The 14,245-nt window shown below is 38.6% G+C and carries 14 protein-coding genes; all 14 read left to right on the forward strand.

Annotated features, from left to right (window positions below):
* Positions 1-15: 15 nt before the first annotated feature.
* The 14 genes from ylqF (at position 16) to fliE (ending at position 14,231) form a co-directional block, all read left to right on the forward strand.
* The gene (gene ylqF, locus ACXAE4_RS06910) at positions 16-882 is read left to right on the forward strand and encodes a ribosome biogenesis GTPase YlqF (protein WP_025750333.1); all 867 of its coding nucleotides are present in this window, start codon (positions 16-18) and stop codon (positions 880-882) included.
* Between the two features lie 107 nt (positions 883-989).
* Entirely contained in the window at positions 990-1,757 is a 768-nt protein-coding gene (locus ACXAE4_RS06915) for a ribonuclease HII (protein WP_033579775.1), read from the forward strand.
* A 368-nt stretch (positions 1,758-2,125) separates the two neighbouring features.
* Positions 2,126-3,286, forward strand: coding sequence for an ADP-forming succinate--CoA ligase subunit beta (sucC, locus tag ACXAE4_RS06920; RefSeq protein WP_013058890.1), 1,161 nt, complete (start codon positions 2,126-2,128; stop codon positions 3,284-3,286).
* Positions 3,287-3,304: 18 nt separating this feature from the next.
* The gene (gene sucD / locus ACXAE4_RS06925; protein ID WP_013058889.1) at positions 3,305-4,207 is read left to right on the forward strand and encodes a succinate--CoA ligase subunit alpha; all 903 of its coding nucleotides are present in this window, start codon (positions 3,305-3,307) and stop codon (positions 4,205-4,207) included.
* Positions 4,208-4,270: 63 nt separating this feature from the next.
* Positions 4,271-5,152, forward strand: coding sequence for a DNA-processing protein DprA (dprA, locus tag ACXAE4_RS06930; protein ID WP_033579776.1), 882 nt, complete (start codon positions 4,271-4,273; stop codon positions 5,150-5,152).
* A 154-nt stretch (positions 5,153-5,306) separates the two neighbouring features.
* On the forward strand, positions 5,307-7,382 hold the full coding sequence (gene topA / locus ACXAE4_RS06935) for a type I DNA topoisomerase (protein WP_028411437.1): 2,076 nt from the start codon (positions 5,307-5,309) through the stop codon (positions 7,380-7,382).
* Between the two features lie 206 nt (positions 7,383-7,588).
* Positions 7,589-8,893, forward strand: a complete 1,305-nt coding sequence (gene trmFO, locus ACXAE4_RS06940; protein ID WP_028411436.1) for an FADH(2)-oxidizing methylenetetrahydrofolate--tRNA-(uracil(54)-C(5))-methyltransferase TrmFO — start codon at positions 7,589-7,591, stop codon at positions 8,891-8,893.
* A gap of 65 nt (positions 8,894-8,958) precedes the next feature.
* Positions 8,959-9,861 (forward strand): tyrosine recombinase XerC, encoded by a 903-nt coding sequence (gene xerC, locus ACXAE4_RS06945; protein ID WP_014458427.1) that lies wholly within the window; start codon positions 8,959-8,961, stop codon positions 9,859-9,861.
* 14 nt (positions 9,862-9,875) lie between these two features.
* Positions 9,876-10,418, forward strand: a complete 543-nt coding sequence (gene hslV / locus ACXAE4_RS06950; protein ID WP_013058884.1) for an ATP-dependent protease subunit HslV — start codon at positions 9,876-9,878, stop codon at positions 10,416-10,418.
* A gap of 16 nt (positions 10,419-10,434) precedes the next feature.
* Positions 10,435-11,835 (forward strand): HslU--HslV peptidase ATPase subunit, encoded by a 1,401-nt coding sequence (hslU, locus tag ACXAE4_RS06955; protein WP_013084801.1) that lies wholly within the window; start codon positions 10,435-10,437, stop codon positions 11,833-11,835.
* A 28-nt stretch (positions 11,836-11,863) separates the two neighbouring features.
* Positions 11,864-12,643: a GTP-sensing pleiotropic transcriptional regulator CodY gene (gene codY, locus ACXAE4_RS06960; RefSeq protein ID WP_013058882.1), complete on the forward strand. Its 780-nt coding sequence runs from the start codon at positions 11,864-11,866 to the stop codon at positions 12,641-12,643.
* A gap of 443 nt (positions 12,644-13,086) precedes the next feature.
* Positions 13,087-13,476 (forward strand): flagellar basal body rod protein FlgB, encoded by a 390-nt coding sequence (gene flgB, locus ACXAE4_RS06965; RefSeq protein ID WP_028411435.1) that lies wholly within the window; start codon positions 13,087-13,089, stop codon positions 13,474-13,476.
* A 2-nt stretch (positions 13,477-13,478) separates the two neighbouring features.
* Complete coding sequence (gene flgC / locus ACXAE4_RS06970; RefSeq protein ID WP_289578387.1) at positions 13,479-13,928, forward strand: flagellar basal body rod protein FlgC; 450 nt, start codon at positions 13,479-13,481, stop codon at positions 13,926-13,928.
* A 12-nt stretch (positions 13,929-13,940) separates the two neighbouring features.
* On the forward strand, positions 13,941-14,231 hold the full coding sequence (gene fliE, locus ACXAE4_RS06975; RefSeq protein ID WP_028411433.1) for a flagellar hook-basal body complex protein FliE: 291 nt from the start codon (positions 13,941-13,943) through the stop codon (positions 14,229-14,231).
* Positions 14,232-14,245: the final 14 nt, after the last annotated feature.

A 14,245-nucleotide genomic window follows, 5' to 3' on the forward strand; every position in this document is an offset into this window, starting at 1 on the left:
AAAGGTGAGTAAAATATGACAATTCAATGGTTTCCTGGCCATATGGCCAAGGCCAGAAGACAAGTAACTGAAAAGCTAAAATTGATTGATATTGTATACGAACTGGTTGATGCACGCATTCCGCAATCATCGCGAAATCCAATGATTGATGAGATTATTGTGAACAAGCCCAGAATCGTATTGTTGAATAAAGTGGACAAAGCGGATCCGCGCGTCACTCAGCAGTGGTTAGATTATTACAAAGAACAAGGTATTTATGCCTTAGCTATTGACGCACAAGCAGGTAAAGGAATGAAACAAATTGTTTCGTCTTCTAAAGAACTTCTTCAAGAGAAGTTTGACCGCATGCGCGCAAAAGGAGTTAAAAAACCCCGCGCTATCCGTGCGATGATTGTAGGGATTCCTAACGTCGGTAAATCAACGCTAATTAATCGCCTTGCCAGCAAAAAAATCGCCAAGACGGGAGATCGTCCAGGTGTGACGCAGGCACAGCAGTGGATTAAGGTAGGAAACGAGCTAGAGCTGCTTGATACGCCAGGTATTTTGTGGCCTAAGTTTGAAGATGAAACAGTTGGATATAAGCTTGCGACAACGGGTGCTATCAAAGATACCATTTTAAATATGCAAGATGTCGCTGTTTATGCGCTGCGCTTCTTAACTAGCCATTACCCAGAACAATTAAAGCAGCGTTATGATTTAAATGAAATCCCTGAAGACATTGTAGAGCTTTTTGATGCAATTGGGTCGCGCCGCGGCTGTTTAATGGGTGGCGGCATGGTGGATTACGATAAAACAGCTGAGCTTGTTCTTCGAGAAATTCGAACGGATAAAATTGGCACCTTTACATTTGATGATCCAAGTGAAGCTGAACAACAGCTGTAAGCAACACATTGCGAACTGAAGCAAAAAACGCCTCTGCCTTTTCAGCATGAGGCGTTTTTTATGTGAAAGTGCCGCGTGAAAATGTTGATATAAAGAAGGTGGAGCTAATGAAAAAGAGTATTAAGGAAATAAAAGAGGAACTAAAGCAAGTGAGAAGCCCGGAAGATGCTTTATTTAAGGCATATGCGCAAGATGAGCGTAAAGGTGTGCAGCAGGTTATTATTCAAAAACAAAGGCAATTTGAAGCGGCTGAGCGCTTGAAGCAACAGTTTGATGAAATGATGGCATATGAAAATGAATTATATAGGCAAGGAGCAACTTATATTGCCGGAGTAGACGAAGTAGGAAGGGGACCGTTAGCAGGACCGGTAGTAGCAGCTGCTGTTATTTTGCCTCCCGATTTTTTTCTCCCTGGTCTGACGGATTCAAAGAAGTTATCAGAAGCAAAGCGAGAAGCGTTTTATGAAGAAATTTGTAAAAAAGCTGTCGCTATCGGTATAGGGATTATAGACGCAGAGGTCATTGATTCTATTAATATTTACGAAGCAACAAAAAAGGCAATGACTGAAGCCATTGAACTGCTGGCAGTTCAGCCTGATGAACTGCTCATTGATGCGATGAAGCTGCCGGTGCCTATTTCGCAGCAGTCAATCATTAAAGGCGATGCTACAAGCATTTCAATTGCTGCAAGTTCTGTTATTGCAAAAGTGACGCGAGATCGAATGATGAAAGAACTTGGTGAACGCTATCCTGCATACGGATTCGAAAAACATATGGGATATGGAACAAAACAACATTTAGAAGCAATCGAACAATATGGAATTTTGCCAGAACACCGCCGATCTTTTGCACCGATAAAAAACCAAGTAAACTAGAACATGATACCCGAGCATATCTCTGCTTTTTAGCGCATGTTTCAATGCGGGATTCTAGGCTTAAAAAGAATATAGCCTATGTAAGCGGAGATATTGCAGCGGGAAAAATTCGTAAATTATTTTCCTCTCAGTGTGCTTTAGTTATGAAGGTTGATTTACATGATCAACCACACGTTTAACGTCCGCAGAGCCTCATCTACTTCATAAGGTATGGTTAAGTACTATCTCCATAAAAATATCAATTTTCTTATTATTTCAATATTTTTCACTAGAATAGTAGACAATTAGACAATTATTTTTATACAATGAAAGCGCAGTCTATTTTGTGCAGTATAGTTTTGTGGTTGATTATGTTAGGAGGATGGGAAATGAATATCCATGAGTATCAAGGAAAAGAACTACTCAGAAAATATGGGGTTGCAGTACCAAACGGTCGAGTAGCTTTTACTGTTGAAGAAGCAGTTGAAGCAGCAAAGGAATTAGGTTCACAAGTATCAGTGGTGAAAGCACAAATCCATGCTGGTGGACGCGGTAAAGCGGGCGGTGTCAAAGTAGCAAAAAACTTAGATGAAGTTCGTACATATGCACAAGATATTTTAGGAAAGACCCTCGTAACGCACCAAACAGGCCCTGAAGGAAAAGAAGTTAAGCGCTTGTTAGTTGAAGAGGGATGCGATATTAAGAAAGAATACTACATCGGTTTAGTTCTTGATCGTGCAACGTCTCAAGTTGTATTGATGGGTTCTGAAGAAGGTGGAACTGAAATTGAAGAAGTGGCGGAAAAAACGCCTGAAAAAATCTTTAAAGAATATGTAGATCCTGCGATTGGTTTACAAGCATTCCAAGCTCGCAGACTTGCATTTAATATTAATATTCCAAAAGAATTAGTTGGAAAAGCAGTTAAATTCATGACAGGTTTATATACAGTATTTGTTGAAAAAGACTGCTCAATTGCAGAGATTAACCCTCTAGTTGTAACAGGTGACGGAGACGTTATGGCATTGGATGCGAAGTTAAACTTTGATTCAAATGCGCTGTATCGCCAAAAAGATATTCTTGAATATCGTGACCTTGAAGAGGAAGATGCTAAAGAAATTGAAGCATCTAAATACGACTTAAGCTACATTTCACTAGACGGTAATATCGGTTGTATGGTAAACGGTGCAGGTTTAGCGATGGCAACGATGGATATTATTAAGCATTACGGAGGCGACCCTGCTAACTTCCTGGATGTTGGGGGCGGCGCAACTGCTGAAAAAGTAACAGAAGCATTTAAAATTATTTTATCTGACCAAAATGTAAAAGGTATTTTCGTTAATATTTTCGGCGGAATTATGAAATGTGATGTTATTGCAACAGGTGTTGTTGAAGCAACAAAACAAGTTGGATTAAGCCTTCCATTAGTTGTTCGCTTAGAAGGAACAAACGTTGAACTTGGAAAAGAAATTTTACAAAAATCAGGCTTAAATATCACAGCTGCTGAATCTATGGCAGACGGCGCACAAAAAATCGTTTCACTAGTGAAATAGAAAGGCTGGGGGATAGGAATGAGCGTATTTATTAATCAAGATACAAAAGTAATTGTACAAGGAATTACAGGCGGAGTTGGCCTTTTTCACACACAGCAAATGTTAGAATATGGAACAAAAATTGTTGGTGGCGTAACGCCGGGTAAAGGCGGCTTAGAAGTAGAAGGTGTTCCGGTATTTAATACGGTTGCCGAGGCGAAAGAAAAAACAGGCGCAACGGCTTCTGTTGTATATGTTCCACCAGCATTCGCAGCTGACTCCATTATTGAAGCAGTTGACGCAGATTTAGATTTAGTTATTTGTATTACAGAAGGTATTCCAGTATTAGATATGGTAAAAGTAAAACGTTATATGGAAGGAAAACGTACGCGTCTTGTAGGGCCTAACTGCCCAGGTGTTATTACACCGGAAGAATGTAAAATTGGCATTATGCCAGGGTACATTCACAAAAAAGGTCATGTAGGTGTAGTTTCGCGTTCTGGTACATTAACATATGAAGCTGTTCACCAACTTTCTGAAGCTGGAATTGGCCAATCAACAGCTGTTGGTATCGGCGGTGACCCGGTGAATGGCACGAACTTTATCGATGTATTAAAAGCGTTTAATGAAGATGAAGATACGTATGCAGTAATTATGATTGGGGAAATCGGCGGTACAGCAGAAGAAGAAGCGGCAGAATGGGTAAAAGCAAATATGACAAAACCTGTTGTCGGCTTCATTGGCGGTCAAACAGCGCCTCCAGGAAAACGTATGGGCCATGCTGGTGCGATTATTTCAGGTGGTAAAGGGACAGCGTCTGAAAAAATTAAAACAATGAATGAGTGCGGTATCCAAGTAGCTGAAACACCATCTGTTATGGGAGAAACACTTATTAAAGTGTTAAAAGAACAAGGCATTTACGAGCAGTGTAAGACTCATTAATAGAAGACATATAGCCTCCTTTGACCGGGGGCTATTTTGTCCATTTAAAAAGGAGATTGTAGAATGTCTGGTTTACGGGAAAAATTAATTCATTTAGCACATTGTCCATCTGTTAATTGGAAACAAATTTTTACGCTACTTCAACAGAATTCTTCATTACAAAATCTCTACGAGTACTCTCCATCACAGCTTCAAAAACTATTGACTCTCTCGATTGAACGTGCTAATCAAATAAAAAAAGATTTGCAAACTATTCCAATACGAGATATTCTAGATAAATATGACGCTGAGAATATTCGATGTGTCACCATCTTAGATGATGAATATCCTGAACTTTTGCGCCATATTTATGATCCGCCTTGGGTATTATTTGCAAGGGGGAACTTGTCTCTTCTACACGCTCCGGCAAGCTTAAGCGTTGTAGGAACAAGAAATCCTACTTCATATGGAACTGCAGCTTTAACTCGTATTGTTAAGCCGATGCTGCATGAAGAATTTGTCGTTGTGAGTGGGCTAGCCTTAGGAATTGACCAGGCTGCTCATGAACTGGCTATCGCTGAAAAAGCTAAAACGATTGCAGTTTTAGGCGGAGGGTTTTATAATATTTACCCAAGAGGAAACCAAAATTTAGCAAGAGAAATTGCGCAGCATCATTTGCTGCTTTCTGAATATGCCCCGTTTATGAAGCCGACGAAATGGTTTTTCCCTCGCAGAAACAGAATCATTAGCGGATTAACAGGAGGCACGTTGGTGGTGCAAGCAAAAGAAAGAAGTGGATCTTTTATTACCGCCGACCAGGCGCTTCAGCAAGGAAGAGAAGTATTTGCCATACCGGGTTCTATTTTTGAAGAAACATCATGTGGAACGAATAAGTTAATCCAATTAGGGGCAAAACTTGTGCAAAGCGCTGCTGATATTACAGATGAAATGATGTATATAAGATGAATGTTTCAAAGTAGTCATATTCTTGCATGGTATGAAATACTAGTGAGATACGTAGGAAAATCGTATGACTTATCTTTTTGACATTTGACAAACAAGAACCAAATATTTAATAATAATGAAGATTTTATTCTACCTCTTGAGGAGGAACAAATAGATGTCTGACTACCTAGTAATTGTAGAATCGCCTGCAAAGGCTAAAACAATTGAACGTTATTTAGGAAAGAAATATAAAGTAAAAGCATCGATGGGACATGTTCGCGATTTACCTAAAAGTCAAATGGGAATTGATATTGAACAAGATTACAACCCGAAATATATTACAATTCGCGGGAAAGGCCCGGTTTTAAAAGAACTAAAAACAGCGGCTAAAAAAGCAAAAAAGATTTACCTAGCAGCCGATCCAGACCGTGAAGGAGAAGCGATTGCATGGCATTTGGCGCACAGTTTGGATGTAGACATTGCATCGGACTGCCGCGTAGTGTTTAACGAGATTACAAAAGAAGCGATTAAAGAATCTTTTAAACATCCACGAGCAATTAATATGGATTTAGTAGATGCTCAACAAGCACGACGTATTCTTGACAGGCTGGTTGGCTACAATATCAGTCCATTGCTGTGGAAAAAAGTGAAAAAAGGATTAAGTGCCGGAAGGGTTCAATCAATTGCAGTGCGGTTAATTATTGATCGTGAAAAAGAAATTGCAAAGTTTATCCCAGAAGAATACTGGACGGTAAAAGCAACTTTTCAAAAAGGGAACGACCAGTTTGAAGGCCAGTTAATCGAATATCAAGGGAAAAAAGTAGAGCTATCGAATGAAGATGATGTAACCAACATTGTTAAACAATTAGATGGAAACGAATTTTCAATTTCTAAAGTAACAAAACGTGAGCGAAAGCGTAATGCGGCTCCCTCTTTTACCACGTCTTCATTACAGCAAGAGGCAGCACGGAAACTGAACTTCCGAGCGAAAAAAACGATGATGATTGCGCAGCAATTATATGAAGGAATTGATTTAGGAAAAGAAGGTACAGTAGGTCTTATCACGTATATGCGTACCGATTCTACTCGTATTTCAGAAACAGCTCAAACAGAAGCTAGAGATTACATTACGAACGCGTACGGAAATCAGTTTGTGGCAACGGAAAAGCGTAAAGAAAAGAAGAATTCAAATGCGCAAGATGCCCACGAAGCGATTCGTCCAACTTCAGCTCTTCGTAAACCAGGAGAGGTAAAAGAGTTCTTATCGCGTGATCAGTATCGACTGTATAAGTTAGTATGGGAGCGCTTCGTTGCTAGTCAAATGGCACCTGCCATTATGGATACAATGGCTGTAGATTTGAAAAATGGAGACGTAACATTTAGAGCGAACGGCTCAAAAGTTAAATTTCCAGGCTTTATGAAAGTGTATGTTGAAGGCAATGATGATCAAGTGGAGGAAAAAGAAAATCTTCTTCCAGACTTAGAAGAAGGAGAAGTAGCTTATTCTAAGGACATCGATGAAAAGCAGCATTTCACACAGCCGCCGCCAAGATATACAGAAGCTCGTTTAGTTAAGACATTAGAAGAGCTAGGCATTGGCCGACCGTCTACATATGCTCCAACACTTGATACGATTCAAAAGCGCGGATACGTAGCGCTCGATAACAAGCGTTTTGTTCCAACAGAACTTGGAGAAATTGTACTAGAGCTTGTATTGGAGTTTTTCCCGGAAATTTTAGATGTAGAGTTTACAGCTAAAATGGAAAACGATTTGGATGAAGTGGAAGATGGTAATGTTCAATGGGTGCGTGTTATTGACGAATTTTACAGTGATTTTGAAAAACGCTTAGAACATGCTGAAAAAGAAATGCGCGAAGTGGAGATTAAAGATGAACCTGCCGGAGAAGACTGTGAAGAATGCGGTTCACCTATGGTATACAAAATGGGACGCTACGGAAAATTTATGGCATGCTCTAATTTCCCTGACTGTCGCAACACGAAGCCAATTGTAAAAGAGATTGGCGTAAAGTGTCCGAAATGTGAAGAAGGAAATATCGTTGAGCGAAAATCGAAGAAAAAGCGTACATTTTATGGCTGTGATCGATTCCCGGGCTGTGACTTCGTATCTTGGGATAAACCGATTGCAAGAAAATGTCCGAAATGTGAAAATCTGCTTGTAGAGAAGAAACAGAAAAAAGGAACTCAAGTCGTCTGTACAAGTTGTGATTATAAAGAGGAAGCTCAGCAGTAAAAGAGAATGGGATGAATTCCCACACTTTAAATTTAAAAATAGCAGTTATATAAGATGCGGCGACATTGCTTCATGTGCTAAAATGGAAACGTTATTAGCGACATTGAGTAATGTCGCATTTTCTTTGTCCCGTTAAAAAAGGAAAAGACAAGTGAATGAATAAGCAAAATGATAGAAAAGATAGAAATGAAGTTGGAGGATTTACAATGAATGAACAAGTAATTAATGTTATTGGAGCAGGTCTTGCTGGAAGTGAAGCAGCTTGGCAAATCGCAAAGCGCGGTTTGAAAGTCCGTCTTTATGAGATGAGACCAGTAAAGCAAACACCTGCTCATCATACGGACAAATTTGCTGAATTAGTATGTAGTAATTCACTGCGTGCGAATACATTAACAAATGCAGTGGGTGTGCTAAAAGAAGAAATGCGATTATTAGACTCTGTCATTATTCGTTCAGCAGACGAGTGTGCGGTTCCAGCAGGTGGAGCACTGGCTGTTGATCGTCACGAATTTGCCTCTCGTGTGACGGAAAGCGTTAAAAACCATCCGAACGTAACGGTTGTTAATGAAGAGATTACGGAAATTCCACAGGGACCAACTGTTATTGCAACAGGTCCGCTAACGTCAAAAGATTTATCGGAACAGCTGCGCGCGTTAACAAGTGAAGATTATTTATATTTTTACGATGCGGCTGCACCTATTATTGAAAAAGACAGCATTGATATGGATAAAGTATATCTTAAATCTCGCTATGACAAAGGGGAAGCTGCCTATTTAAACTGTCCGATGACAAAAGAAGAATTCCAGCGCTTTCATGAAGCATTAATCAATGCAGAGACGGTTCCTTTAAAAGAATTTGAGAAAGAAATTTATTTTGAAGGATGTATGCCAATTGAAGTAATGGCTTCACGCGGAGAAAAAACAATGCTCTTTGGACCAATGAAACCAGTTGGGTTAGAAGATCCGAAAACAGGAAAGCGACCTTATGCAGTTGTTCAGCTTCGTCAAGATGATGCAGCAGGTACACTATATAATATTGTAGGTTTCCAAACACATTTAAAATGGGGAGCACAAAAAGAAGTATTAAGCTTAATCCCAGGTTTAGAAAATGCAGAAGTAGTACGCTACGGGGTTATGCATAGAAATACGTTTATTAATTCTCCTAAATTGTTAAAGCCTACGTATCAATATCGCGAGCGTGATGACTTATTCTTTGCTGGACAAATGACGGGAGTAGAAGGATATGTAGAATCAGCTGCGAGCGGATTAATGGCAGGAATGAACGCGGCTCGACTTGTGCTTGGTGAAGAATTGGTTGTATTGCCGCAGGAAACAGCGATTGGCAGTATGGCTCACTATATCACACATACAAACGCCAAAAACTTCCAGCCGATGAATGCCAACTTTGGCTTATTCAAAGAATTGGAAGTGCGAATCAAAAACAAACAAGAACGAAATGAAACGCTGGCTAAACGAGCATTGGAAACTATTCAGAATTTTACAACAAAATAATCAAAATTGTTTGCAAGGGCTACTTAATTGTGATAATATTTAGTAGCCCTTGTGAGGTGATAACATTGGAATTTGTTAAAGATGTATTAAATTCCTTTCTAGAATATTTACAAATTGAGAAAAATTATTCAAAATATACAGTTGACTGCTATGAAAAAGACATAGGTATCTTCATGTCTTTTATGCAGGAAGAGCAAATACAAAACCTACAAAGTGTTACATATGCTGATGCAAGGCTGTTTTTAACACGCCTATATGAAAAGCAGTATTCAAAAAGATCGATGTCACGCAAAATTTCTTGTTTGAGAACGTTTTATCGTTACTTAAATAGAGAAGAATTAGTAGAAGATAATCCATTTGCGCTCGTTACCCTTCCTAAAAAGGAAGAGAGAAATCCTCGCTTCCTGTATGAAGAGGAGATTGTGAAATTATTTCAAATGAATGACTTAACAACTCCGTTAGGGCAGCGTAATCAGTCTCTCTTAGAATTGCTGTATGCCACCGGAATACGAGTGAGTGAATGTGCATCTATTAAGCTTAGCGATATAGATTTTTCACTTCAAACTTTGCTCGTATATGGCAAAGGGAAAAAACAACGGTACGTGCCATTTGGCTGTTATGCCAAGGACGCTCTTAGAGTATATATAGATAATGGAAGAAAGCTTCTTTTAAAAAAGGCTCCTTCTGATACTCATTCGCTCTTTTTAAATTATAAGGGGACACCGTTGACAGACCGAGGCATACGCTTAGTCATTGATCAGTTAGTAAAGAAAACCGCTGAGAATATACATATTAGTCCACACGTTTTGCGGCATACTTTTGCGACTCATATGTTAAATGAAGGGGCAGATTTACGTACAGTTCAAGAAATGCTAGGTCATGAACATTTATCAACCACTCAAATATACACACATGTGACGAAGGATCGTTTAAAGGCAGTTTATATGAATCACCATCCTCGCGCATAAAAGGAGGAGTTAATTTGTCTACTTTCCATGCTACTACGATTTTTGCAGTTCAGCATAACGGTCAATGTGCCATGTCTGGGGACGGACAAGTAACGTTTGGAAATGCTGTTGTGATGAAACATACTGCTCGAAAAGTAAGACGTCTATTTCAAGGGCAAGTTCTTGCCGGCTTTGCAGGTTCAGTAGCTGATGCATTCACTCTTTTTGAATTATTTGAAACGAAGCTTGAAGAGTATAACGGAAATCTTCAGCGTGCAGCCGTGGAGCTTGCTAAACAATGGAGAAGTGACAAAGTATTGCGAAAGTTAGAAGCAATGCTTATTGTTATGAACAAAGATAACTTACTGTTAGTATCAGGAACGGGTGAAGTTATTGAACCGGACGACGGCATTTTAGCAATTGGATCAGGCGGAAATTATGCTTTATCAGCGGGACGTGCATTAAAACAACATGCAGGCGAACATTTAACAGCTAAAGAAATTGCAAAAGCAGCTTTAGATGTAGCAAGTGAGATATGTGTTTATACAAATGATCATATTATTGTAGAAGAACTGTAGGAAAGGGGATTTTTTTATGAATTCTCATTTAACACCTCGACAAATTGTAGAAAAGCTCGATCAGTATATTATTGGTCAAACGAAGGCAAAGAAAGCGGTCGCTGTTGCGCTGCGAAATCGCTATCGCCGCGGTCTGCTAGACGAATCTTTACGTGATGAAGTTGTGCCGAAAAACATTTTAATGATTGGTCCTACAGGTGTGGGTAAAACCGAGATTGCACGCCGCTTAGCTAAGCTTGTCGGTGCACCTTTTATTAAAGTTGAGGCAACAAAATTTACGGAAGTTGGATATGTAGGACGCGATGTGGAATCAATGGTTCGTGATTTAGTGGAAACGTCAGTTCGACTTGTGAAAGAAGAAAAAATGAACGGCGTGCGTGATCGTGCAGAAGAAAATGCAAACAAGCGGATAGTGGAGCTTCTTGTTCCAAGCAAAAAGAAGCAGCAATCGTTTAAAAATCCGTTTGAAATGATTTTTTCAAACGGTACACAGTCAAGCGATGCGGATCCTGATCAAGATGAGGAAACGAATATTGCAACGAAGCGCAAGCAGATTGCTCATCAGCTTGCTCTAGGAGAGCTTGAAAATCATTATGTCACAATTGAAGTAGAAGAGCAACAGCCTTCTATGTTTGATATGTTACAAGGTTCGGGTATGGAACAAATGGGCATGAACATGCAGGATGCCTTAAGCAATTTTATGCCTAAAAAACAAAAAAAGCGCAAACTTACTGTTAAAGATGCACGAAAAGTATTAACAAATGAAGAAGCGCAAAAATTGATTGATATGGATGAAGTGACGCAAGAAGCTGTGAATCGTGCAGAACAATACGGAATTATTTTCATTGACGAAATTGATAAAATTGCTCAAAAAAGTGGTAATTCATCTTCCGCTGATGTTTCACGTGAAGGCGTGCAGCGAGATATTTTACCAATTGTAGAAGGATCAACGATTGTTACCAAATATGGTGCAGTCAAAACTGATCATGTTTTATTTGTAGCAGCTGGTGCTTTCCATGTATCAAAACCGTCGGATTTAATTCCAGAATTGCAAGGTCGATTTCCAATTCGCGTTGAATTAACGAAGCTAACCGTTGAAGATTTTATAAACATTTTAGTAGAGCCAGATAATGCGTTATTAAAGCAATATGCGGCATTATTGGAAACTGAAGGTATACAAATTGAATTTTCTGACGATGCTATACGTAAGATTGCAGAAATTGCATATCAGGTAAATCAAGATACAGACAATATTGGTGCAAGAAGGCTTCATACGATTTTAGAACGTTTGCTAGAGGATTTATCGTTTGAAGCACCAGAAGTAACATTAGAGAAAATTGTGATTACTCCGCAGTATGTGGAAGAAAAATTAGAAAAAATCGCTAAAAACAAAGATTTGAGTCAATTTATTTTATAGAACTGAAATCGCAGGAGGAAGAGTACTAATGGATTTATTAGGGAAAACTAGAAAGATTAATGCAATGCTACAAAAAGCAGCTGGTAAACCAGTAAACTTTAAAGAAATGGCTGAAACACTTTGCGAAGTGATCGAATCAAACGTATTCGTAGTAAGTCGTCGCGGTAAATTATTAGGAATCGCTGTTAAACAGCAAATTGAGAATGCGCGCATGAAAGATATGTTAGAAGCACGCCAGTTCCCAGAAGAATATACTCAAAGCCTATTTAACATTCAAGAAACATCTTCTAATTTAAACATTGAAAGTCAATATACAGCTTTCCCAGTTGAAAATAAAGACTTATTTGATGCAGGACTAACAACAATCGTTCCAATTATCGGAGGCGGAGAGCGTCTAGGTACGCTTGTACTATCTCGTTTAGACCGTCAGTTCGAAGACGATGATTTAATCCTTGCTGAATACGGTGCAACGGTAGTAGGTATGGAAATTCTTCGTGAAAAAGCAGAAGAGATTGAAGAAGAAGCGCGTAGCAAAGCTGTTGTACAAATGGCAATTAGCTCATTATCATACAGTGAGTTAGAAGCTATTGAGCACATCTTTGAAGAGTTAAATGGAAATGAAGGACTATTAGTCGCAAGTAAAATTGCTGACCGCGTTGGAATTACACGTTCAGTAATCGTAAATGCGCTACGTAAATTAGAAAGTGCTGGCGTTATTGAATCACGTTCGCTAGGAATGAAAGGAACTTACATTAAAGTTCTTAACAACAAATTCTTAGTAGAGCTTGAAAAATTAAAATCTAACTAAGTTTATGAACCAAAAAGCACACGGGCAAAGCCCGTGTGCTTTTTTTATATGCTCTCAGTATGAAAAGGTTCGCTCTGGGTTAAGACGATTCGTTCACTATTTTTATAAATCTTTAACAAACTTCATATAAAAATCTAAAAATTATATTATAGAATCTTTAAATAGTAAAAAGATACTAGTTGATTACAAATCGTTACTTTTATTACATATTGTTCAGGACTTATGGTATGTATTTTGATTTTAAATTAAAAAAATAGAGCTAAAGTACAGCATTGATGTTAAAATATGCTTGGAAATCGAATGAAAATTTTGGTTTATAGTCCAAAAGTTCTTAAAAAAGGATAGACATTGCATGAAGTTTTTCTTACAATAAGTTCTATGGTACTAAAGTCGAAATTTGTCTCATTTTTGAGAAAAATAGAATAGGTAAGCAGGTGTAAGAATTGAGTTTGTTTTCAACTACTTTTCAAACAATTGAAAATGGAATTAGCTACGCGTCACAAAAGCAGCAGACGATTGCACAAAATATAGCAAACGTTGATACTCCAAATTATAAATCGAAAACAGTATCGCGTACGAGTGAATTTCGAGATTTATTACATAACGAGTTAGAAGCATATCAGACTGATTCAAAACATATCCCATTTTCCGATTCATCCCAGCGAGTGATTACCCAGCAAGGAAACACTTCCTATCAAGCAAATGGAAACAATGTGGATATGGATAAAGAGATGGCGGATATGGCTGAAAATCAAATTTACTATGAGGCGCTAGTAGATCGTTTAAACGGAAAATTTAATTCTCTTCAAACAGTCATTAGAGGGGGGAAATAAGTTTGACTATTTTTCAAAATATGAATATTACATCTTCAGCTTTAACTGCCAATCGTTTAAGGATGGACGTTGTTTCATCTAACATGGCGAATGCTGAAACGACAAGAGGGACGTACGTTAATGGTGAGTGGCAGCCTTACAAAAGAAAAATGGTTGTCATGCAGTCTGATCGTTCGCCTTCTTTTTCGTCTCTCTTACACTCCGAAATCAATAAAAGTCAAAACAACGGTGTAAAAGTCACAGATATCGTAGAAGATAATATTCCTTTTAATTTAGTATATAATCCGACGCATCCAGATGCGAATGACCAAGGGTACGTGCAGATGCCGAACGTAGATCCTTTAAAGGAAATGACGGATTTAATTAGTGCTACTCGATCCTATGAAGCAAACGTGACGGTCTTTAATACAAACAAAAGTATATTAACAAAGACGTTAGAAATTGGAAAATAAAGGAGCGATAAAATGATTAATGGTATCAGCAATCAAATAGCAATAGCAAAAACAGCCGCTTCGACTGGCACTGGACAAACAACTCAACAGTTTTCAACGTTTTTAAAAGACTCAATCAATGAGTTAAACAATGCTCAACGCGCTTCGGATATAGCGACTGAAAAGCTTGCTAAAGGAGAAAATGTCGAACTCCAAGATGTAATGATTACTGCTCAAAAAGCAAGTATTACGATGCAAACGGCTCTTGAAATACGCAATAAAGCTGTTGAAGCCTATCAGGAAATGATGAGAATGCAAATGTAATTGAGCGGTTATTA

The sequence above is a fragment of the Priestia sp. ABM2_011 genome, from assembly GCF_056158845.1.